The organism is Sulfurimonas sp., from assembly GCF_047622445.1.
Classification (GTDB): domain Bacteria; phylum Campylobacterota; class Campylobacteria; order Campylobacterales; family Sulfurimonadaceae; genus Sulfurimonas.
This window is the reverse complement of sequence record NZ_JBLHOE010000016.1, coordinates 20,738-44,458: the sequence shown is the minus strand read 5'-3', so window position 1 is coordinate 44,458 and position 23,721 is coordinate 20,738. Positions and strand designations below refer to the sequence as shown.

The window sequence follows — 23,721 nt, the reverse complement described above, 5'->3', positions numbered from 1 at the left end:
AATATGTAACCTTCTTGATAGTTGTTATTATTTTATCATAAGCAATTTTACAATGCCATTTAGTTTACAGCACTTTGGGTAATACATCATTAATAATTGATATTTTACACTCACTTTTTATTCATTCTCAGGCTCGTCTTTAATCTATTTTTATAGGTTAAAAAATATTGAAGAAAGACTTACTACATATAATATGATTTGTATATGACTAATCAAAAAATGAGATACTGTCATAAATAATTCAATTATTTATACTATTAATTCCAATAAGCAATAATATTACTAGAACCACCTAGAGCAGAACCAGAATACACTATTTCAAAACACGATCTAGAAGAACCTACTCCATAAGCTTTTGATACAACTCCTGGACTAGGAGTACTTTGTATCGGGTTAGTAAATCCATAATCAGTACAACTAGTTGCACTCGATGTTGTAGTCGATGTAAATCCAGAAAAATTTTGATATGCACTTGTAACTATTGGTACTGCAAATTCTCCTATACCTTTGAAAATATATATCCCAGAATATTCACTTAAATTCAAACCTGTTAGAACAGGTAAATTTGCCCAATTTGAAACAATAGAACTTATAGCACTTGGATCATTAAGAATCCCTTGTAACCTACCTAGAGCAGCTGTCACAGTTTCTCTACTAATCCCTATTCCACTTAAAATATTGATAGAAGCTCTATAAGCATCATCATTCTCGGGATTCTGTGAATTTAGTACATTTGTTAAGATCCCTAAATTTTCAGTAAAATATGTAGCTACTTCTACCTTATTTGAAATAAGAGCTTGTCTTTCAACTGCTGCTGCTAATTCTGCATCTGATAATTCTGGAAAGTTCTCAGATGTTAAGTCTAGCGTTAAAGATAACTCCATAAATTCAGCTACCATATCACTTCTTGATTTCGCATTGTCTAGTAGATCTCTCCAATATGCTACACCAACTGCATCCCCTTCTTGTCCTAAAGAGTTTTGATAAATTGCTTGAACGAATGCTTCATTACCCATACTATCATATGTACTAGTAAAAGTTGGATGCGTCGCAAATCCTGCAGAAAGTTGCTTAAGCACATCTAATGTATTTTCGCCTCTTTGTGCTGCTGTATTTCCTAAACCATTCCAGTAACTCAATCCTTCTTCATCTGCTGCACGGTTGAAAAACGATACATATAAACTTATTATTTTATCTTCCAGGGTTACATCTCTTGCCTGAAGTTGTCCAAAAGATAAAGTGATTCCTAAAAAAACTAATAGAAAACTTTTCATTATGTCTCCTTTTTAAAATTGTAGCATATAAGAATTAATAAAATAAAATATTAATTCTTATATACTATTCAACACAAACTCTTTAGTATCAATACGCTTAAACATATATGGATGTTTCCATTTTTGAAAGAGGAGTAAAAACTATATACTCCTTTTCTTAATTATGTCAAAAAATCTACTCAAAGATACTATCACAATATAGTGATATAACGATTATTTTACAGTTTTCCATACATCTCTTTATAAAGTGTAATTGCGTGTCTGTCGCTCATATGAGCAATATAGTCAGCTATAACTCTATGCTTTTTTCTAGTACTTAACTGCTTATAAAAATACTTTGGAAGCATTTTTTCCTCTTCCATTAGTCCCTTATATAAACCTCTAACAGCCTGTTTGCCTGCGTACATTTTTGTAACAATATTTTGATGTTGGTAAAGTTTCGTAAAAAGTAATTTTTTAAGTTTTTTAAGTTTTGTCTCAAGTTCTTTGTTTAAACCTATAGGGATTTCATCTTTTGCATCAAAAGTAGCACTTTGCACTTCACTTCCATTGACTCTCTCTCGTGAATATTCTAACAATGAATATACAAGATGATTTATAAAGTGTGAACTAAATCTATAACGGAACATCTCATCGTCTTCATGAGAGATTCCCTCAGCTTCAACTTTTTCTAAGATTTCACAAACAAGTTCACTTTCTTTAAGATCATCAAAACTAATCAATCCAGAATTTACTCCATCATCAATGTCATGACTGGTATACGCTATCTCATCTGCGCGATCGACAATCATTGCCTCAATAGAAGGATGTGTATTGAGATTAAACTGCTCATGAATTTTAGCTGGTAAAAAGCTTTTTTGGTAAGGATACGAATGTTTAAGTATACCTTCTAATGTTGCAAAAGTAAGATTAAGTCCATCAAAATTTTTATATCGTTTTTCTAAAAAGGAGACAACTCTAAAACTTTGAAAATTGTGCTCAAATCCATGACTAAAACCATCTGCTTTTAAACACTCATCTAAAGTATCTCCACCAACATGACCAAAAGGTGTATGTCCTAAGTCATGTGCGAGGGCTATAGACTCTGCTAAAGCTTCATTAAGCCCAAGAGTAGTGGTGATTGAACGAGCAATCTGTGAGACTTCTATGGAGTGCGTTAAACGCGTACGAAAGAAGTCTCCCTCTTGGTTGAGAAAAACTTGCGTTTTATATTCTAACTTTCGAAAAGATGCAGAGTGAATAATTCGATCTCTATCTCGTGCATACGGTGAACGAAAATCTTTATCAATCTTATGGAATCTGTCACTTGCTTTCATCATTCTTTTCCTATATCATTCATTAAGTTTATGCTTTTACTACTTGATTTCTTCCAGCTTTTTTAGCCTTATAAAGTGCATTGTCAGCTCTTTTCATTGTAGCAAAAGGATCTTTATCTTCAGGTTTATTTTGTACTATACCCGCTGAAATCTTCACATAAATTTTCTTGTTAGAGTGTTTCTTTCTAACATCAAAAGCACTTGTAGCAACAATCTCTCTCAAAAGATTAGTATATACATATGCCTGCTCCACCTCTAGTGATGGAAAAAGTATAACAAACTCTTCTCCACCATATCTATACGCTTTACCACCACCTGAGACTTCAGATAATTTTGTAGCTACCATCTTTAAAACATCATCACCTGTATCATGTCCATAGGTATCATTAAATTTTTTGAAGTGATCTATGTCTATCATTGCTAGACTATATTTCATACCAAGTTTTGCCATATCTTCTACGAGTGCACGTCTACCAGGTAAAGAAGTAAGTTCATCATAAAATGCGAGTCTATACGATTCTCTAATAAGAAGTGCAAAAATTATTATAGATATTGCTAAAAGTGATATATCCGTAGCATGCGCCGTCTTTAAAAAATATAAGCCTCCATAAAAGCTAATTACCATTACGAAAAATGATGTATTATAAATGAGATACCTATTAAACAACACAAGCGCTATCAAAATAAAAAGAACCAATAAACCAATAGCAAAAGCCACATCTTTAAGTGGGTAAAAAGATATTGCAAATAGTTTTATATTTATAAAGCTTTGAAGATTTTCACTAGGGTTAAAAATGAAATAGCTAACAATAGCTATTTCAAATACAAAGAATGCTATCTTCGAAGCACCCCAAATAGAAAAAATTCCTCTCTCTTTTAACAATAAAAATATCAATAAATGTAAAGGATATAAAATAGAACTATACATAAAAAGACTTGTAGCATTTTTTGCGCTTAAATACTCAAATCCTATATGCATAAGGATTAAAGGAATAATGATAAAAATAAATTTTGTTCTATTAAAATGCCAAGAAACCCATAAAATAAGTACACTAACAAAATAAAAAATATAGGGAACTAGACTAAATATAATACTAGGAACCTTAGCTTCATTAAATATGATTAACATAAATACGAGGGATATAAATACGGGTGTTATTGTATTTAATGCTATAGATTTTAAAGAATTCATTACTGTCTTATTATGATTTTTTCAAAAACTTTGTAAGAATATGAATTTTCACACCATTAACACGACCTTCAATATGCTCAGCGTCTCCATGAACAAGACCAATATTTCTCACAGCAGTACCACGTTTTGCAGTAAAACCAGTTCCCTTTACATCTAAATCTTTTGTAATAACAACAGTATCTCCAGCTTGCAATATTACACCATTTGCATCTTTATAGACTAATTTTTCCTCCATTTCAAGTCCAGCATCTGCCCAAGCTTTGACATCTTCTTCCATATACATCATATCAACCAAATCTTGACGTCCGAGCTGACTTAAAAGTCTGTAGCTCATCACAGCAACTGCAGGAACTTCGCTCCACATAGAATCGTTTAAACAATTAAAATGATTCTCATCTAGTTCACCATTCTCAATTTGAGAACTACAATTAGAACAAAGATATATAGACTGCTCTTCACTAGTATCTGATGGTGAAACCTCTAAGATATTCACATTCTCATCACTTGCACATAATTCGCATACATTACTTCTATTCATAGATATATTCCTTCTATCAGTTATGCGTGCAATTATAGCTAATTTTATATCTAATGTATGAGGACTAAGAAATCACTTTCGTGTGGAGTTTTTCAAAGTCATTAATAGCTAATGGCTTAGAAAAATAGTACCCTTGGTATTGATTACATCCAATCTTGCTTAAGTATTCTAACTGCTTTTGTGATTCTATACCTTCTGCAATAATAGTCATATTCAGATTTTGTCCCATTTTTACAATTGTATCAAGAAATATGGCACCTTGATGTGTATCAAAGTCATCCATAAAAGCTTTATCTATCTTTAAATTATTTATAGGAAATAGCTTGAGATAAGAGAGTGAGGAATAACCGGTTCCAAAGTCATCAAGTGAAATCGATACACCATAATCATGTAAAGCATTAAGAATTATAGAATTATTTTTACTTTGCTCTAAAAACATGTATTCTGTGATTTCTATATCAATATCTTTCGGGTTAGCACCGTATTCCTGCATTATTGTAGTAAAGCCGTGAAAAAAATCTTTTTCTAAAATCTGCTTTGCTGATATATTAATAGACATCACAATATCAATACCTTTTGCCTTTAGCCTTGTTTGTTCCCCTATAGCTTCAGCCATTATCCATCTTCCAAGCTCAATAATAAAATTATTTTCTTCAGCCAATGGTATAAAAACATCCGGAGGAATCATTCCTTTTGTAGGATGGTTCCATCTAATTAACGCTTCTGCTCCAATAATTTGAGAAGTACTAACATCTATTTTAGGTTGATAATACAATTCATATTCATTATTAACTAAAGCTTGTTTTATCTCATTATTTAACTCTATTATGTGTTGTACATTCGTATTTAGTTCTTCTGTAAAAAAACTGTATCTTGCACGACCTTTTTTCTTTGCTTCATACATAGCAATATCTGAATTTTTCATCAATGAAACCATATCTTCACCATTTTTTGGATAGAGTGAAATACCAATACTTCCACTAATCGAGATAGGGTTTGTTTGAATTATCCATGGTTTTGTAAGCTGCTCTAATATTCTGTCTATGATTGTTGTTAAATCAAGAAGTGAATGATAATCTTGTACTAGTATTATAAATTCATCCCCACCAATCCTAGCTACAAAATCGGCTGGACGTATAACCTTCCTTATCATAGTAGCAATGTGTTTTAACAGTTCATCTCCAATATTGTGACCAAGTGAATCATTGATACTTTTAAAATGATCAAGATCTAAGAACAAAAATGCAAACTCTTGCTTTTTTCGTTTTGCATTGAGAAGTAGACGGTCAAAGTATTCATTAAGTGCATTTCTATTAGCTAGTCCACTGAGAGAATCCGTTGTAGACATTAAGTAAAGATCTTCTTTTTCTTTTTCCAATCTTGTAAATGTCTGAATCATTGAATAACGAATAATTTCAAGTTCTTTGAGAAGAAATGCTTTGGGAACTTCATTTTGATAATAAGAAAATTGACGAAGAGATTCCAAAGGTTGTAAGATAAAGTGCCTCATTAAATATAAAATTAATACAATACAAATTATTGGAATGATTATAAAATAGATAATAAACATTGTTTGTTTTTCAGAAAAATATGATGATATTGAGTCTTTTTCAAGTACGAACAATAATTGAAGCGTGTATTGTTGATTCCCATCATAAAATTTTATATCACTCTCAATCCCTTCTTCATTGATTATCTGACTATATGCTGTTGTTTGCATATTATGTAGTAAATGATAACTCGGTATTTTTTTTATAAAAGGATCAGTAGAAATTAAAATTTTGTTTTCATCATGGATCAATATAACATCCACAAATTCATTATTTGCAGCTACTCTGTCTAGTAATGGTCTAATGGAAGATATTTCATTTTTATTAGAAATATTTTTTGAGACTAAATAACTAGTTTCAGATAAATTTGACTGGATACTTTTTAAAATAACTGATGCAGTATATTCTCGTTGAGATAAATAGTAATAAGAAAACAGTGATAACAAGCTTGCAAGTAAAACACTAAAAGATAAAAGAGTGAATCTCTGAACAGTCAATTGCATCTAGATTAAATCTCTTGTTTGCAAGCCAGCTTGATTCATACGTTCTTTCATGCCTGGTGTTATATCTTTATTTATCCAAATAATATCATGTAATGAGGCTTCAAATTCATTATAGTCCATGTTAAGCATATAAGGCTTAATAGTTTCATAAAATTCTTTTGGATCATTCTTTAACGCTTCTATACTTATATCAACTATTTTTTTAAGTTCTATGAATTGATTTTTATGTTTAGAAAAAATTTCTGCTGTTGTAAACATTGCATCAACTACGAATATATCAAGGCCATCTTTAGTTGAAGCAATTTCTTTAAATCCACTTTTTTGAAGAGTTATATTATATGGTACATATGTAACAATAATTGTTGGTTTTTTACTCACCTTTAAAAGGTCAATTTGACTTTGATCTTTATTAATATAGTTGATATTTTCTTCTTTAATGGAGTATATTTTAATAAAGTCTTTAAGTATAGTACTATTTATTGAATCTACTTCTAGGTAAGTATCTATTTCTTGTGCCGTATTTTGTAAAGTCTCAATAGAAACATTACTCAAGATCATATCCCCACCATAGGAGCGATCAAACATCATAATGGGTCTTAGTGATCTATTCTCTTGATGAAGTAGGTTATATTCATATTGTGTTCCAACATATGCATCAGAATTTTTAGCCTTATAAATATACATATTTTCAGCTAAGGATGAAACATTGAGCAGTTTTATATTGTGTTGTCTAAGCCATCCTTTTGCATTTGCATAAAATAATGGTGTATATCCTACCCATGTCGTAGCCGAGATTCTTAGTTTCTTTTCAGGTAAAGAAGAACATGAAGTTAATGAAAAAAGTAAAAACATTGTAAAAATAATCTTGTATGACATAAATATTCCTTATTATCACATTATTATAACAACTTCAATCTTCATCTAATCTTTATTTAATAATAACAATATTTAATGCTTTTGTATATGTAGCTATACGTATATTTTGTTTATTTAAGTATTTTAGCTTATAATATTTAGACATACTATCAATTGGAGAATTCATATGAATATTAGTCAAAAGGTTTTAGTTATATCTGCTATGGCTACAATAATTCCACTTAGCATTAGTGCAAAAGAGCACTCTCACAGTTCACATTCTGCGGTTACAGATGCAATAATAATTGAGCAAAAAAGTGCTTTAGCAAAAAACACAAAAAATATGGGTTTTGGCCCTCAATCACCGCGTGATATTGATATAAAAACTGGAAAAAATGCAAGAGTATTTAATGCTGCTCCTGCATATACCAAAATGAATTTATGCAACATTCACTTTCACAAAAATGCAGAACATAAAGGCGGTGAATTTACTCTCAATGCCGGTAATGGAGATGGTCATGGTTTTGAGAGTGGTTTTAAATACTCAGGTAAATTAACACATGCAGAATCGACTCCAATAGCGAATGAAGAATGCCCAAGTAAGCATGGTGGACTAAGTGCAGGGGATACAATTGAGGTTCATTACGTATACTCAACTGCAAAAATTAAACCAGGTCCGACTCTTGGTTCGTGTTTAAGTAAAGCAATCAACAACCCTCAATTAAGAGTTGAGACCCAGGTTTATGTTCTTGTAAATGACACAAATGCACTTGATTTTAACACACTAACAAAACACTCTGTAAAAAATACGCTTCATCAAGCTACAAACATTCCTAACAACACTGGAATACCTATCGAATATGATGGTTCAACTACAGGTCCTGGATATAACGAGAAAGGTTCACCCTTTCAAGTAACGTGGAGTGTTCGTCCTAAAGTTGCAAAAGTAAATATTGCAACAGTAGGAGAATGGTGTAAAGGGAATACTTTTAATGAAGATCATGCCCATGGTGTAAGAAACCTTGTGACAAATCCTGATTTACTCTCTACTATTCATTAAAATGAGCAAAAGCTCATTTTAAATGATAAAGATTAAATTACTATCTTCTTCCTCTCGAAGAATTTCCACCACGTGCACCACCGCCACCATTTCTAGGTTTATTGTTACCGCTTCTGTTACCGCCACCACGGTTACCACCTCGGCCTCTTCCACCACCGCCACCAAGTGAAATTGGTTCTGCTTTTATAGATGGGTCTGGTTCGAAGCCCTTCACAGTAAACTTGTGAATATCTTTTTTAATTAATTTTTCAATACTCTCTAAAAATTCATGCTCATCTACACACACCAAACTCATTGCTTCACCCTTGTTTCCCGCACGACCAGTTCTACCAATACGGTGAACATAATCTTCAGGAACATTTGGAAGCTCGTAGTTTACAACGTGAGGAAGTTGGTCAATGTCAATTCCACGTGCAGCGATATCTGTTGCGACAAGAACTTTCACTTTACCAGCTTTAAAATCTGCAAGTGCTTTTGTTCTAGCATTTTGACTTTTGTTTCCGTGAATAGCTGCAGAACTTATTCCATCACTTTCAAGCTGTCCACTTAAGCGATTCGCCCCATGTTTTGTTCTCATAAAAACTAAAACTTGTTGCCAATCCTCTTTTTTAATTAAATGTGTTAACAGGTCACGCTTTCTTGTCTTATCAACTGGGTGAATAACTTGATTAATCTGTTCTGCTGATTGATTTGTTCTTGCAACTTCTATAAGAATTGGTGAATTAAGTAATGTATCTGCTAATTTTTTGATATCTTTAGAGTACGTTGCTGAAAAAAGTAGTGTTTGTCTCTGCTTAGGCAATACAGCAATTACCTTACGAATATCATTCACAAAACCCATATCAAGCATTCTATCTGCTTCATCAAGGATAAGAAAATCTACCTTCGATAAATCTATAGTCTTTTGCGATACATGATCAAGTAAGCGTCCAGGAGTTGCAACAACAATATCCATTCCCTTACGAAGTGCTGTAATCTGAGGGTTAATCTTTACCCCACCAAAAATTACACATGACTTAAAAGGTAAAAACTTTCCATAAAGTGCGACGCTCTCTTGAACTTGAGAAGCTAACTCTCTTGTTGGAGTAAGAATGAGTGCTCTAATATGTTGCTTCCCTGTCTTTTGCTTGTGTCGCTGTAAAAGCTCTAGCATAGGAAGTGTAAAACCTGCTGTTTTACCAGTTCCAGTTTGTGCTCCAGCTAAAATATCTCTTTTGTCTAGTATTACTGGGATTGATTCTGCTTGAATAGGTGTTGGTTCATCATAGCCCTGCTCTTTTACAGCGCGTAGTAGTTGGTCGCAAAGACCTAAATTTTTAAATGACATTATTTATATATTCCTTAAATTAATACTTCATATTAGCATATCTTTACCTCTATATGGATTAAAGCCAAGAGTGGGTATACTTTCACAATACAAACTTCAAGGACTTTCATGTCAACTCCTACTCTTAAAAGACATAATCATCGTGTTCATCCATGTGAAATAGCAAAAAAAGAAGAACTTCTTCAACAGCTTCTCTCTCAAAATACTGGTAAGAAAATCATCGTTGTGACTTCAGAAAAGTCAGAACTAACTACCGAACAAGAAAATGTTAGTATTGTTAGCGATAAAGAGTTATACAATACTCCTGAGCTTCGATGTGAACTTCTTATAAGTTATAACCTACCAAGCAAAGCTATTGTCTATATGTCTAGAATTACAAAAAGTGATTCTCATGCAATTATACTCCTAGACCCTAGTGAAGAAAAACTACTTCATCCTATTGAAACACTCAATGGTAGAACAATTATGCTAGAGCATATTGAAGGTTTCTCAGAAGAAAGAATTGAAAAAACTGCGCAACCTGTAGCAAAAGATTTTGATCCGAGAGAAGAGAGAAAACGTGCATTTTTAGGTCAAGACGAGAAGCCTAAAAAACCATGGGAAGATAAAGAGAAAAAGTCTTACGACGATAAACCTAGAGGTGATAAAAAACCGTATGAAAAGAAATCTTACGATGACAAACCAAGAGGTGACAAAAAGCCTTGGGATAAGAAACCCTATGACGATAAAGCTAAAGGCGACAAAAAACCTTGGGAAAAGAAAGAAAGAGGTGAAAACAAATACTTAGGAAATGATGACAGTGGAAAAGCTAGATTTTCTGGTAAATCTGGTGAAAGAAATCATCACTTCGATGGAACTCCCAAAAATAAAGCCCCTAGACTAACAGGTAAAACGATTAGCATTAAAGGTAAAACTAAAAAAGAAGCAGAGTAAAAGTACTCTTCTTCTTTGTAAGTATTTTTATTTCTTCTCAAATATAAGTAAATCATCAGACGATAAAATATCTGATGGAGCTCGTGATGCTTTTGTAGCCGCTGCATCTACATAATTTCTACATTCACTTGGAATTGTGGAAAATGGATCAGCTGCTATTTGATCACACATCATCCCATTGATTGCAAAATGTGTAGAGCATCCACTCAGTAGAACTGCCAAACTAAGTCCGCTTATATATTTATTCATTTCAAACTCCTTTATACTTTTTTCTTGATAATTAAATCTAAATATTTTGATGGAGTGACACGCATCATTTCTTGTGCTAACCAACGAATTTGAAAAAATGCTGCCCCACTATCTCGAAGTGTAAGATAATTTTTCAAGCTTCTAAGATTAAATGTAACTACCATATCTACTTTTACATTATCTGAGATGATATGTTTAAAAGCATCACCAACATTGCGTTTTTTCTTTCCAGCTTGAAGTGCATCAAAAAGTGCTTCAGCATTTTCTTTATATTCGTCTAGAAAAGGCAGTGAGCTTTTAGCAACAGAGATAGCATGGAAATCTTCAACAACTGTTGTTTGGTACATCAGTTTATCATAAATAGTTCCAATTTCAATTCTGTTATACAATTCATTAGACGTAACAAACATATCAAAATTTAAAACCTTTGTTATAAAAAATTCTTTATCTCCACCGTTCATAGAGGCGACAAAAGCATTAATAACAGAACTCATTGTATAACGCGTACTTCTAACACTAATAGCTTGTATACGATGACGTGCGTGTTCTTGTAAAACACCACGAGATGTTCCACGAATCAAAAAGCTAAGGTTAGCGTGTTCTAAGATAGAATGGTGAAAATATGTCCAAGCAAGATCATCAAGAAGATTAGAATCTTCAATATCATTAATTGCATCTCGCATTAAATTATCTGGCATAACGTTTTCAATATCTTTAATAACATCGTTTTCACTATTTTCAAATGAGTCATAACATGTACGAGCTGCTGCTTCTGCTACACCTATGCCTGTATCTTGGAGTAAGACTACTTTTGGTTTAGTATATTCAATACCATGTACATTTTCCATAACTGATAAATCCTTGCTAAATTCTCTTCTTAAATTGTATATATATTACAATAATCAAACTTAGACAATCGACTTAGACAAGTGACTTAACTAATTACTTTTGTACCCCATCTAAAACAGGTACGAAGTCACAATCTTCTAATTCCTCTTTATCAATTCTAGAACCAATTTTTTTAAATCTAGTAATAATTTGCTTAGAACCTTTTTGCATAGGAGCTACCAAAATTCCACCGTCACTTAACTGTTCAAAGAGCTTGCTAGGTATTTCTTTTGCAGTTGCTGAAAAAAGAATTCTGTCATAGGGAGCATACTGACTCCAACCATTTTGTCCATCATCAGTTCTAGTATGTATGTTATTAATAGAAAGCTTTTTAAAGCGAGATTTAGCTTCTATCATAAGTGATTCTATTCTCTCTATTGTAAAAACGCCACGAAACATATGTGAAAGAACAGCTGCTTGGTAACCACTTCCACAACCAACTTCTAAAACTCTATCAGCACCCTTGGGTTGAAGGTATTCACTCATTTTTGCTACCGTTAGTGGTGAAGATATCCATTGTGCAGCACCCATAGGTAGTGCGTCCATCTTATATGCACTATGTTTAAATCCACTTGGAACAAACATTTCTCTATTCGTGTTAGCTATAGCTTTTTTAACATCTTCGCTCAAAGAAAATTTCTGATGACACTCTTGCGCCAAACGAGCTGTTTTTGTCGCTGTTATTCTATCCATCTGCACCTATCCCTACATCCATATATCTTCTCATCTTTTGTATCTCTTTTGTATCATATACTACTTCTAAGCAAGCAATATTCCCATTACGCCGTTCTTTACCCATAGGACTTATAACTCCACTCATCTTTGAGCATTCTTCATTCAAAGAATCACTTGCGACTACATAGCATTGATTCATAATTGCTAAAGTTTTTGTAATAGCTTTAAAATGCTCTGTGCGTAAAACACCCCACCAAGATGGTGTAGCTATAACATCTGCACCTTCACATTTTTTCCATAAGTCTTTAAATCGAAGCTCAAAACAGATAAGAATAGCAATTTTTATCCCCGCAACTTCTACTATCTCTATATCCTTATCATTGCCTTCACTAAAGTACTTTTCTTCACCAGCAAAATGGAATAGACGCGCTTTTGCTCTTTCATGCACTACTTCACCGTTATAAAAAAGTTTTGCGATATTATAGACTCTTGAGTCTATCGTTTGTATAATACTTAAAATAATTATTTTATTATGAGAGGCTTTTTTAATTTTTTCAATGGCAAGTTGTGCAAAGTTATTCACATCATCAAAATTATCGTAATCAAAACCTGTTAAACAAACTTCTGGAGCGACAATAAGAGAATTTTGAGATGTTGTTTCTATAAGGTCTAAAAGCCTTTGTAAATTGCTCTCATAATCATTCGTAGTTTCAAAGAGTAAAGAACAAAGCTTCCAGTCATTCATACCAAGTATTTACTCAGGTTTTACGTGTCTATCTATGCTTCTAATAGCTCGCATTATTGCTGCATAATCTGGTTCGTCAGCTATTTCTTGAACAACTTGAACATACGCTATTTTTCCTTTTGTATCGATGATATAAACAACTCTTCCAAAGAAACCTTCTAAAAAAACTGGTGCAGAAATTGTCGTACCGTATCTTTTAGCGTTGTTAGTATTTTTATAATCAGATACTGTTTGTACATTTTTTATTCCGTGGTTACCACAAAAATTCTTTTGTGCAAATGGTAAATCTTTTGAAATAATACTAAAGTGAATATTATCCATATTTTCAATTTTTTTATTAAATGCAATTGTTTCTAATTCACATGTATTTGTGTCCAAAGATGGAACAAATGCTAAAACTTGAATCTTATCTTTTTTCCCACCAATAACTGTTTCTTCAAAGTTAATCGTAGTAGCTGTAAATGCAGGTGCATTATCCCCAACCTTTAAACCATCACTATTTAAAGTAACTTTCAGCCCATTAAATGCAACTGTAGTTGCAAATGTAACTGAAACAAGTAATGTAAGTGCTATAAATATCTTTTTCATTTTTTTTCCTTTTTAGTTATTTAGAAATCATCAAACGAAAGACTACCTTTTGAGTAGTTCGTAACTGTAGCTTCAAAGAAATTCGTTTTTTGATCATTAAATTTTGCAAAATCATCAACCCACTTAATTGGATTAGAAACATTATAGATTTTATCAAATCCTACAGAAGTTAATCTGTCATCTGCTAGATATTGAATATATTGCTCTACAATTTCATCAGTTAGACCTAATATTTGCCCCTGTGTAATGTATTGTCCCCACTCTGTTTCAAGTTTTACAGCTTCTTTAAACATCTCTATGACTTCAGCTTTAAGAGTCTCTGTAAAAAGATCTGGTCTCTCTTTTCTCAGTGTATTAATAAGATTTTGGAAAAGTACTAAGTGCGTCACTTCATCTCTTTGAATAAATCTTATCATTTGTGCACTTCCAAGCATCTTCCCTGAACGAGCAAGCGTATAAATATATGTAAAGCCACTATAAAAATAAATACCTTCTAGAATTTGATTCGCAAAACACGCTTTTACAAAGTTATACTCTGATGGATTTTTTGCAAGCTCTAAATAAACACTAGCAATAGCATCATTTTTCGTCTTTAACATCATATCGCTACGCCAAAGCTCATATATTTCAGCGGAATTTGTTGAAATACTATCAACCATAACTGCATAAGATTGTGAGTGAAGCGCTTCTTCAAAACTCTGTCTAACTAAGATAAGGTTAATCTCTGGTGAAGTGACATAAGGGTTTACATTATCTATAATATTGTTCGTTTGAAGCGAGTCCATGAAAATTAACTGTGAAAGAGCCTTATCATAGGCAGTTTTCTCTGCTTGAGTTAGGTTCTTGTAATCATTAACATCCCGGGTCATATCTACTTCTTTTGGAAACCATGTGTTGTTTAACATCATCTCCCAAAGATTATATGCCCATTGGTATTTAATATTGTTAAGTTCAAAAATACCCGTAGGGTTACCACCAAAAATTTTTCTATCATTTACACTTTCTGTTGAGTCAGGATTATATATTTTTTTTCTATCCAATTTAGTGGCTCCATATTGTTATTTGTATAAGATTATAGCCATCTATACATAAATATTTGATAAGATTTATCCAACAACTTAATCATATAATAAAGGATTACATTTGAGTGAAAAATTTTCACCCTCTTTTGGTATGAAAAATAAACATATACAAACACTTTATCAAACCTTTTTTAGAAAAATAAAAGAACCAAATTTTGAGATAGAAAAGTTCATATTAGAAGATGGTGATTTTTTAGAAAACTATTGGCATAAAATAAAAAACTCTCAAAACAATACACCCATTGCTATTATCTTTCATGGTCTAGCAGGCTCTTATGAATCTCCATACATAAAAGGGATTATGAACTCACTTGCTACTGCCGGGTATAACAGTGTTTTAATGCACTTTAGGGGCTGTTCTGGGAAAGTAAACAATCTGCCTAGATCATATCATAGCGGGGAAACAGGTGACGCACTTTATTTTATAGATTCACTCAAAAAAATATTTCCAAATGCTAAACTATTTGCAGTTGGGTTTTCACTTGGTGGAAATATGCTTTTAAAACTACTCGGTGAAGTACGAGAAAATTCTCTACTTAGTGGCGCTGTATCAATTTCACCACCCATGGAATTAGATATTTGTGCAAATGCAATTAATCAAGGATTTTCACGCATCTATGAAAGACATTTAGTGAATGATTTAAATAAAGGACTCATAAAAAAATATGCTGTAAATGATATAGAATCATATATTGGTATAAATGTAAAAGAAGTAAAAAAATTAAAAACATTTTGGGAGTTTGATAGTGCATATACAGCACCTATTCATGGATTCAAATCTGCACAAGATTATTACACAAAATGTAGTTCAAGGCAATTTTTAAAGGATATTCACACTCCTACACTCATAATACACTCTAAAGATGATCCATTTATGAATACTAAAATGATTCCCCAAAAGCATGAAATGTCTAAAAATGTTAGCTTAGAGTTATCTGAATATGGTGGTCATGTTGGTTTTATAGAGGGAGGTTTTTTTACACCAAAATATTGGCTTGAAAGTCGAATTGTAGATTTCTTTAATGAGGAACTAGATTCTAAAAATTAATTTAGAATCTAGCATAAAAATTATTAAGATTATTTTCTAGAATATCTTTTTCTCTCAGCTTCAGTTAAATATTTTTTACGAATTCTGATAGACTTAGGAGTTACTTCAAGTAATTCATCATCTTCAATCCACTCTAAAGCACGTTCTAGTGACATATCACGAGGTGGAATAAGTTTAATAGCTTCATCAGCTCCAGATGAACGAACATTTGATTGTGCCTTACCTTTAATAGGGTTAACAACTAAATCATTTGAACGTGAATGTTCACCAATAATCATACCTTCGTAAACCTCAGTCTGAACACCGATAAAAAGAACACCACGGTCTTGAATACCAAAGAGTGAGAATGCAAGAGTTGAACCAGGAGTCATAGAAACAAGAGCACCATAAGAACGTGACTCAACACTTCCACTAAATGCACGGAATTCGATGAAAGAGTGATTCATAACACCTTCACCTTTTGTATCTGTTAAAAACTGTCCACGGAAACCAATAAGTGCACGAGCTGGAATTTCAAACTCAATTCTTTGGAAACCTGAGCCCATTGGAAGCATTGATTTCATTTCAGCTTTACGTTTACCAAGACGCTCAATAACACCACCGGAAAGATCTTCAGGAACATCAATAACTAAATGCTCAAATGGCTCACATTTAACACCTTCAATTTCTTTAACAATAACTTCTGGACGAGAGATCGAAAATTCAAAATTTTCACGACGCATATTTTCAGCGAGTACAGTAATTTGAAGCTCACCACGACCTGAAACTTTAAATTTACCTTCACCAACAACATCAAGTTTCATTGCAACGTTAGTGTTCATTTCAAACTCTAAACGCTCACGAAGTTTGTTACTTGTTACGTGCTTACCTTCTTTACCAGCTAAAGGAGAATCATTTACTGCAAATACAACTGTAAGAGTTGGTTCTTCAACATGCATTGGATCAAGTGCAACAGGATTGACAGGATCACAAACAGTATCTCCAACATCAACAGTTTCCATACCAGCAAATGCAACAATATCGCCAGCTTCAGCTTGTTCTATTTCCATACGGTTAAGGCCATGGAAACCAATTAGTTTAGAAATCTTACCCTTAACCATTTCACCATCTGCTTTTGCAAGTAGAATATTGTCACCTTTATTTACAGTACCGTTAAAGATACGTGAAATACCGATTTTACCAACATAGTTGTCATAATCAAGTGTAAATACTTGAGATTGAAGTGGATTAGCAGCATCACCTTCTGGCTCAGGAATTTGATTAATGATTGCTTCAAAAATACATCCGAAATCTCCATCAGGATCAGCCATATCTAATTTAGCAACACCATCACGTGCAGCTGCATAGATAATTGGGAAATCTTGTTGATCATCAGTTGCATCCATATCTGCAAAAAGATCAAACATCTCATCAGCAACTCGATCACAATCAGCAGAAGGTTTGTCAATTTTATTGATTACAACAATTGGTTTTTTACCAAGTGCAAGCATTTTTTTACAAACAAATTTAGTTTGAGGCATAACACCTTCATAAGCATCAACAAGAACTAAAACACCATCAACCATTTTAAGAACACGTTCAACTTCACCACCAAAATCCGCGTGACCCGGAGTATCGATAATGTTAATCTTGTAATCTTTATAGCGAATTGCTGTATTTTTAGATAGAATCGTGATTCCACGTTCCTTTTCTAAATCATTGCTATCCATAGCTCTTTCTTCATGTGCTTCATGATCGCCGAATGTACCAGACTGCTCTAAAAGACCGTCAACAAGTGTTGTTTTACCGTGGTCAACGTGAGCGATTACGGCTATATTTCTAATTTTTTGCATAGATTGGGTTTCCTTATTTGTGGGAAAATTTTTCGAATTATACCCAAATAAATATTAGATTCATGTTATACTTATGCTATTTATAAGTTAATCAATAAATTATTGAAATAAATACATGTTTTACTCAAAGGAAATGTGTAAATAATTTTAATAACCAAAGATTTTTATATTAAATATCTATATTATTAAAGGTAAAATACAATGAATGCTCATAGTTTATTTGATTATCCAAATAACTTACAAATAATATTTGATAAACTAGCTAAAAATGGAATAAATTCCATACTAATCGGTGGCTATGTAAGGGATAAATTTCTTAATTTAGATTCAAAAGATATTGATATTGAACTTTATGGTGTACATTCTTTTAATCAGTTAGAAAATATTTTAGAAGAATTTGGTGAAGTAAACAGTGTAGGAAAAAGTTTTGGTGTTTGTAAATTAACTTTAGAGAACCTGGATCTAGACTTTACACTTCCAAGATCTGACAATAAAGTTGCTTCTGGACATTGTGGATTTGAAGTTACGATTGATAAAGATTTAGATTTTATTACTGCAACAAGCCGAAGAGATTTCACAATCAATGCCATTGGTTTTGATGTATTAAATAAAAAGATACTAGATCCATATAATGGTCAAGAAGATATCAAAAATAAAATACTACGAGCCGTAAATATTGATACGTTTTCTGAGGACCCACTGAGGGTTTTAAGAGCAGTAGGATTTGCTACACGTTTTAACTTTACACTCGAACCAAAGCTTTTCACTCTTTGTAAAAAAATGTGTGACTCAAATACCTTAAAAGAATTGCCACAAGAAAGAATTTATACTGAAATCCAAAAAATACTTCTTAAATCCAAAAAACCTTCTCTTGCTTTTTTACTTTTAAAAGAACTAAATGGACTTCAATATTTTTATCCATTAGATACCCTTTCTAACAATTCTTTTAATGAAATATTAGATTCACTTAATACATTTGTAAACTATAAAACACTTAGTAATAAGATTAATATTTTAATCATGTTATCTCTTATGAGTAGTAAATTTAAGACTGAGGACACTATTCTTTTCATAACTAAGCTTACAAATAACAAAAGTATTTTAAAAGAAATTCTCACATTGTTAGTAAATGACTTTAAAATATTTTACACAGACTCTGAGTTGTTAAGACTCTCTTGCCAAGTAAGTATAGAGTATTTTTTACTTTTTTCACAAGCAAAAAACAAAAACATTAATGGCGATATCTTTAAGACCCTAAAACACAGAGCAAAAGAATTAGGGGTTTTATATACAAAGGCTAAACCTTTTTTACAAGGAAGGGATATTATAGCACTTGGGTTTGAGCCATCAAAAAAATTTTCGACTATATTAGAGCTTGCTTATGAAGCACAAATAAATTTAGAAATTAACTCTCACATAGAAGCTAAAAAGTGGTTGCAAGTATATTTTAAGAGCCAATAACCTTCATTTTTCTATTCATATCTGCCATTGTACTAATTGTACCTATAGATTTAGCTAGTGCTATTTTTAACTTTCTACCATAAATATCTTTATTTTCAGTATCATATTTCATAATAATATCCTTATAAAACTCAATGAACTCTTGGATAAGCTCCGCAACAAATATGCTTAGTTTAGTACTATTTGATACCATGATAACTATCTCAAAAGCTTTTTTCTTCTTAGAATCCATCGCGTCTGTTTCAATAAATCTTTTTCCATTAATATCTTTAGAGTTAATCTTTCTCATAACTTCACTGAGTCCATCAGTACATATCTCAAAGTCATTTAACTTGTTATTCACATAAACTCTCATATCAACTAGATTCATTTTTGCAACTTTATCTACAATTATTTGATGTTCTTTATCTTCATTAGCTTCTTCTTTACTTTTACCTAATATATTTGCAAACATCTTAAATCCCTTATTTATTTATTGTTCTGTATATAAACTATAATTTTGAGCTATCTATTTCTATAACTGTGTGTACATTCCCTCTAGGATTATAATCAGCTATTACTTTCATATATTTTGGTTTTAATTTTCTCTCAAGTAATTCATAAATCTCATTTGCAGAGTTTTCATGTGATACATGCTTATCACGAAATGAGTTTATATAAAGCTTTATTGCTTTAAGTTCTACCACCCACTCATCTGGAGTATATTCTAGATATATAGTAGCATAATCCGGATAGCCACTTCTTGGACAAAGACAAGAAAACTCTGGGAGCGTCATCTTAATAATATAATTTCTTTTATGCTCATTTGGCCATATTTCTAAATCTTTATCTACATCAAATTCATTTACTATTTTTTCACCGTACTTCATTTTTAATCCTCATATATTTTTTCTAATTCTGATAGAGCTTTACCTTGTATATAATCAACTTTTATCTCTTTAGCAAACTCTTGTATCTCTTTATTTTCAACTAATTTTAACCACGTTTTTACATTTGAGCTATGTGCTATTGTATTAAATCCTTCTAGCATATTCTTATGCTTTTTATTTTTAATATCTTTTATATAGAAAGAATCATATCTTACTATATCAATGTCAAGATCCCTAAGATATAAAAAACTTGTATGCAGTGAACCTAATCTATCTATCCCAATTTTAACACCTTCACGTCTTAAGGATTGGAGTGTTGTATTATATCTCTCAATATGTGAATAGTATTCTACTTCACTTGTCATAAATATCAATCTATTTTTAAGATGTATATTTTCTTGTAAAAGATTTTTTGTTTTTTCTAAAAAATTATGATTTCTTAATGATGTAGGACTGACAGTAATACTAAGTATATTATCACTTCTCTGCATACAATGTAAAAGTATTTTTTCTAATACTAAGTAATCATATTCTGCAGTTAACCCTAGCTTATGAATAACCTTCATATAAGACTTTGGATGTAATATTTTACCTTCGGTATTTTTCAACTTTACAAAACACTCTTCAATCACTTGATTATCATTTTCATATACGCATTGGGACATAATAGAAACTGATTTAGCATCAATAGCTCCAATTACAAAAGACTCTAAGTCATTTGGATCCATCTCATTCTTATTTCTCATACTTTTTTTATGTCTATTTTCTGATTGTAATTCAAATAAATTTTCTATCATATAATCTAAATCACGTGAATAAAGTGTATCAGTTATAGCACCTGAAATACTAACTTCAATTTCATCAACTTTAAATTCATTACTTTTAAGACATAAAAGTTCTATTATTGTGTTAAAGTTTTCTTTTTTTCCTTGTAAGCCAATAACAAAGTCTCCACCTTTAATGTGTCCCATTGGAAAATTTGTTATATTTTTACCTTTGAGATAGTTTCCTAAATATTGTGCTACTTCGAAAATAACTTTATCACCATTTCCAATTCCATACTTAGTGTTAATAGCATCAAGATTATCAACACTTAAAAGAACTAAACTATAAGGTTCATTCTTATCTATCTCTTTGTTTATATAGGTATATAAATATTCTCTGCTAAATGTTTTAGAAACACTTTCTGTAATTTTTACATCAAAACCACTGTAAATAAGAAAAAAAATAAAATAAATACTGAATGCTAAAAGTATAATAGAAATAAAATAAAATGATGTATCTATATTTTCATAGGAAGTAAAAAGTCTGTTTGAAATAAAAGCTAAGAAAAGAAAAAAAATAGGAAGTCCCATTCTAAGTGCTAACTTAAAGCGGTACTCTCTCTCTTTAGTCTGTGGAAGTAGCATAATTTTTTATACGTCTAAATGTTTAACATCTTTTGCATGCGTCTCAATGTAGTTACGACGAGGCTCAACTTCATCGCCCATGAATAAAGTAAATGCATCAGATGCAACTTCTGCATCTTCAATGTTTACCTGCAAAAGTATACGGTTTTCAGGTGTCATTGTTGTTTCCCAAAGCTGATCAGGATTCATTTCACCTAAACCTTTGTAACGTTGGATGTATGCACCTTTTTTAGCGTAATCTTTAATACTCTCTAATTCTGCAACAGGATCCTCTGTAAAGTCTAAATTCCATTCTTGTATCTTTCTAAACACAAAATCTGCTTCAGTGAAATGAGGTGCTGAAAAGAGATCATCATTAATTAAAAGTTCTTCCATACCACCTTGTGTTTGTACAAAAATATGAATTTCATTTGTTTCTTCATTTATTGTTTTTGTTAAAATATTATTATCTACAGAAGTTAAAAACTCTTCAATTTTTGAATATAGATCCATTGTTTTTAAAGAAATTAAATCTGGATTTTCTATAAAGTGACGAATAAGTTTAATAAGTGAATAACGTCTCTCTAATGCAATTAAAGAACCAGTATAATGATCAACCATTTTAAAATAAGATACTAAATCATTATGTCCAATATCGTCAACTTCTAATGATTCAACACCATTATCAATTAAAAAAGTATTCATTTCACTGTCATCTTTAAAATAAATCTCTTTTTTTCCTTTTTTATAACGATACAGTGGCGGTTGTGCCAGATAAAGATAGCCTTTTTCAACTACATCACGAAAATGTCTAAAAAAGAATGTAAGAAGTAAAGTTTGAATATGAGAACCATCAACATCAGCATCCGTCATGATGATTAGTTTATGATAACGAAGTTTTTCTTCATTGTACTCTTCACCAATTCCACAACCCATTGCAGTAATCATATTTGTAATTTCATCTGATTTTAGAATCTTTTCTAATCTTGCTTTTTCAACATTTAAAATCTTACCTTTAAGTGGCAAAATTGCCTGAAAAACACGATCACGACCCATTTTAGCTGAACCACCTGCAGAATCCCCTTCCACTAAGTATAATTCAGAAATAGTTGCATCTTTAGATTGACAATCTGCTAACTTACCAGGAAGAGTTCCAACAGACATATTGTCTTTTCTACGTGTTAATTCTCTTGCTTTTTTAGCAGCCTCACGACCACGAGCAGCCATAAGAGCTTTAGAAACTATTGCTTTTGCTTGTAAAGGGTTTTCTTCAAAATATTTAGAAAGTTCTTCGCCAGTTGCTTTTTGTACTAAAGGTCTTACATATGTATTTCCAAGTTTTCCTTTTGTTTGACCCTCAAATTGAGGTTCAGGAACACGAGCAGATACAATTGCGATAAGTCCTTCTTTAACATCATCACCAGATATTTTTACATCTTTTTCTTTTGCTGCCCCATTTTTAGCATTATAGTTTGAAACAACACGAGTTAATGCGGCTCTAAAGCCAGCTTCGTGTGTACCACCATTTGGAGTACGTATATTGTTTACAAAAGATGCAAGTTTTTCATCATAAGCATCATTGTACATAAGTGCAATATCAAACTCTATATCTTCTATTTTTGCAGAAAATGAAATAACTTCAGACACTATTGTTTTTTTATTCATATCTGTTACATATTGAGCAATACCACCTTCAAAATGATATTCTTCTTTCGTTCCTGATCGCTCATCATGAAATTTTATAGTGATAAATGGATTTAGATATGCTAATTCTTTAAATCTTTTTGATAAGTATTCATATTCAAAAGTAACAGTATCTGTAAAAATAGATGGATCTGCTGCAAATTCAATAGTTGTACCAGTTTTACGTGTAGTTCCTGTAACAGCAAGAATTTCTTGTGGGATACCCATTTTAAAGTCTTGCTCAAAAATTTCACCCTCACGATAAATAGTCATATGAAGATCAGCTGAAAGTGCATTTACAACAGAAACACCAACACCATGAAGACCACCAGAGACTTTATATGTATCTTTATCAAATTTACCACCAGCATGAAGAACCGTTAAAACAACTGTTGCTGCTGACATTCCTTCAGTTGGGTGCATATCTGTTGGGATACCACGACCATTATCAGAAACTTTACATGTTCCATTTTTTGTTAGTACAACAGTGATAGTATCACAATGGCCAGCCATTGCTTCATCTATAGAGTTATCAATAACTTCATATACTAAATGGTGAAGTCCACGATGACCAGTATCACCAATATACATACCTGGTCTTTTTCTAACAGCTTCTAGTCCTTTAAGGACCTTAATATTACTTGCACCATAATTTTCCATTGACA

Annotated in this window: 22 protein-coding genes; 4 read left to right on the top strand and 18 right to left on the bottom strand. The window is 31.9% G+C overall.

Annotated features, from left to right (window positions below):
- Positions 1-257 precede the first annotated feature (257 nt).
- The 6 genes from ACI9TV_RS05450 to ACI9TV_RS05425 form a co-directional block, all read right to left on the bottom strand.
- The gene (locus ACI9TV_RS05450; protein WP_415249754.1) at positions 258-1,274 is read right to left on the bottom strand and encodes a DUF4214 domain-containing protein; all 1,017 of its coding nucleotides are present in this window, start codon (positions 1,272-1,274) and stop codon (positions 258-260) included.
- A 218-nt stretch (positions 1,275-1,492) separates the two neighbouring features.
- Positions 1,493-2,590, bottom strand: a complete 1,098-nt coding sequence (locus ACI9TV_RS05445; RefSeq protein WP_415249765.1) for a deoxyguanosinetriphosphate triphosphohydrolase family protein — start codon at positions 2,588-2,590, stop codon at positions 1,493-1,495.
- A gap of 28 nt (positions 2,591-2,618) precedes the next feature.
- Entirely contained in the window at positions 2,619-3,473 is an 855-nt protein-coding gene (locus tag ACI9TV_RS05440; RefSeq protein ID WP_415249753.1) for a GGDEF domain-containing protein, read from the bottom strand.
- A gap of 319 nt (positions 3,474-3,792) precedes the next feature.
- Positions 3,793-4,320: a PhnA domain-containing protein gene (locus ACI9TV_RS05435; protein ID WP_415249752.1), complete on the bottom strand. Its 528-nt coding sequence runs from the start codon at positions 4,318-4,320 to the stop codon at positions 3,793-3,795.
- 64 nt (positions 4,321-4,384) lie between these two features.
- Positions 4,385-6,373: a putative bifunctional diguanylate cyclase/phosphodiesterase gene (locus ACI9TV_RS05430; RefSeq protein WP_415249751.1), complete on the bottom strand. Its 1,989-nt coding sequence runs from the start codon at positions 6,371-6,373 to the stop codon at positions 4,385-4,387.
- Entirely contained in the window at positions 6,374-7,249 is an 876-nt protein-coding gene (locus tag ACI9TV_RS05425; RefSeq protein ID WP_415249750.1) for an ABC transporter substrate-binding protein, read from the bottom strand.
- A gap of 166 nt (positions 7,250-7,415) precedes the next feature.
- On the opposite strand from ACI9TV_RS05425, the gene ACI9TV_RS05420 reads away from it, so the two are divergent.
- The gene (locus tag ACI9TV_RS05420) at positions 7,416-8,288 is read left to right on the top strand and encodes a delta-class carbonic anhydrase (protein ID WP_415249749.1); all 873 of its coding nucleotides are present in this window, start codon (positions 7,416-7,418) and stop codon (positions 8,286-8,288) included.
- A gap of 40 nt (positions 8,289-8,328) precedes the next feature.
- Here ACI9TV_RS05420 and ACI9TV_RS05415 read toward each other — a convergent pair whose 3' ends face one another.
- A complete protein-coding gene (locus tag ACI9TV_RS05415; RefSeq protein WP_415249748.1) occupies positions 8,329-9,615 on the bottom strand; it encodes a DEAD/DEAH box helicase in 1,287 nt (428 codons plus the stop codon).
- A 108-nt stretch (positions 9,616-9,723) separates the two neighbouring features.
- On the opposite strand from ACI9TV_RS05415, the gene ACI9TV_RS05410 reads away from it, so the two are divergent.
- Positions 9,724-10,548, top strand: a complete 825-nt coding sequence (locus ACI9TV_RS05410) for a hypothetical protein (protein ID WP_415249747.1) — start codon at positions 9,724-9,726, stop codon at positions 10,546-10,548.
- A 27-nt stretch (positions 10,549-10,575) separates the two neighbouring features.
- Here the strand turns inward: ACI9TV_RS05410 and ACI9TV_RS05405 are convergent, their stop codons facing one another.
- The 6 genes from ACI9TV_RS05405 to ACI9TV_RS05380 all read right to left on the bottom strand — a co-directional run bounded on the left by ACI9TV_RS05405 (position 10,576) and on the right by ACI9TV_RS05380 (position 14,733).
- A complete protein-coding gene (locus ACI9TV_RS05405) occupies positions 10,576-10,797 on the bottom strand; it encodes a lipoprotein (RefSeq protein WP_415249746.1) in 222 nt (73 codons plus the stop codon).
- A gap of 11 nt (positions 10,798-10,808) precedes the next feature.
- Positions 10,809-11,645 carry an FAD-dependent thymidylate synthase gene (locus ACI9TV_RS05400; RefSeq protein WP_415249745.1) on the bottom strand — a complete coding sequence of 279 codons (837 nt, stop codon included), beginning with the start codon at positions 11,643-11,645 and terminating at the stop codon, positions 10,809-10,811.
- Positions 11,646-11,739: 94 nt separating this feature from the next.
- Positions 11,740-12,378: a protein-L-isoaspartate(D-aspartate) O-methyltransferase gene (locus ACI9TV_RS05395; protein ID WP_415249744.1), complete on the bottom strand. Its 639-nt coding sequence runs from the start codon at positions 12,376-12,378 to the stop codon at positions 11,740-11,742.
- Positions 12,371-13,105: a carbon-nitrogen hydrolase family protein gene (locus ACI9TV_RS05390; RefSeq protein WP_415249743.1), complete on the bottom strand. Its 735-nt coding sequence runs from the start codon at positions 13,103-13,105 to the stop codon at positions 12,371-12,373. The genes ACI9TV_RS05395 and ACI9TV_RS05390 overlap by 8 nt, the downstream gene beginning before the upstream one ends.
- A gap of 9 nt (positions 13,106-13,114) precedes the next feature.
- The gene (gene tpx / locus ACI9TV_RS05385; protein ID WP_415249742.1) at positions 13,115-13,693 is read right to left on the bottom strand and encodes a thiol peroxidase; all 579 of its coding nucleotides are present in this window, start codon (positions 13,691-13,693) and stop codon (positions 13,115-13,117) included.
- Between the two features lie 20 nt (positions 13,694-13,713).
- Positions 13,714-14,733: a ribonucleotide-diphosphate reductase subunit beta gene (locus ACI9TV_RS05380; RefSeq protein WP_415249741.1), complete on the bottom strand. Its 1,020-nt coding sequence runs from the start codon at positions 14,731-14,733 to the stop codon at positions 13,714-13,716.
- A 103-nt stretch (positions 14,734-14,836) separates the two neighbouring features.
- On the opposite strand from ACI9TV_RS05380, the gene ACI9TV_RS05375 reads away from it, so the two are divergent.
- Positions 14,837-15,823: a hydrolase gene (locus ACI9TV_RS05375; protein ID WP_415249740.1), complete on the top strand. Its 987-nt coding sequence runs from the start codon at positions 14,837-14,839 to the stop codon at positions 15,821-15,823.
- Positions 15,824-15,852: 29 nt separating this feature from the next.
- Here the strand turns inward: ACI9TV_RS05375 and typA are convergent, their stop codons facing one another.
- Complete coding sequence (typA, locus tag ACI9TV_RS05370; protein ID WP_415249739.1) at positions 15,853-17,655, bottom strand: translational GTPase TypA; 1,803 nt, start codon at positions 17,653-17,655, stop codon at positions 15,853-15,855.
- 201 nt (positions 17,656-17,856) lie between these two features.
- On the opposite strand from typA, the gene ACI9TV_RS05365 reads away from it, so the two are divergent.
- Entirely contained in the window at positions 17,857-19,116 is a 1,260-nt protein-coding gene (locus tag ACI9TV_RS05365; RefSeq protein WP_415249738.1) for a CCA tRNA nucleotidyltransferase, read from the top strand.
- On the opposite strand, the gene ACI9TV_RS05360 is transcribed toward ACI9TV_RS05365, so the two are convergent.
- From ACI9TV_RS05360 to gyrB, 4 genes are read right to left on the bottom strand one after another with little or no spacing between them, the layout of a single operon-like run.
- Positions 19,103-19,570: a hypothetical protein gene (locus ACI9TV_RS05360; RefSeq protein ID WP_415249737.1), complete on the bottom strand. Its 468-nt coding sequence runs from the start codon at positions 19,568-19,570 to the stop codon at positions 19,103-19,105. The genes ACI9TV_RS05365 and ACI9TV_RS05360 overlap by 14 nt on opposite strands.
- A gap of 37 nt (positions 19,571-19,607) precedes the next feature.
- Positions 19,608-19,985: a preQ(1) synthase gene (gene queF / locus ACI9TV_RS05355; RefSeq protein ID WP_415249736.1), complete on the bottom strand. Its 378-nt coding sequence runs from the start codon at positions 19,983-19,985 to the stop codon at positions 19,608-19,610.
- A 2-nt stretch (positions 19,986-19,987) separates the two neighbouring features.
- Positions 19,988-21,394, bottom strand: coding sequence for an EAL domain-containing protein (locus tag ACI9TV_RS05350; RefSeq protein ID WP_415249735.1), 1,407 nt, complete (start codon positions 21,392-21,394; stop codon positions 19,988-19,990).
- Positions 21,395-21,400: 6 nt separating this feature from the next.
- Positions 21,401-23,716 carry a DNA topoisomerase (ATP-hydrolyzing) subunit B gene (gene gyrB / locus ACI9TV_RS05345; RefSeq protein ID WP_415249734.1) on the bottom strand — a complete coding sequence of 772 codons (2,316 nt, stop codon included), beginning with the start codon at positions 23,714-23,716 and terminating at the stop codon, positions 21,401-21,403.
- Positions 23,717-23,721: the final 5 nt, after the last annotated feature.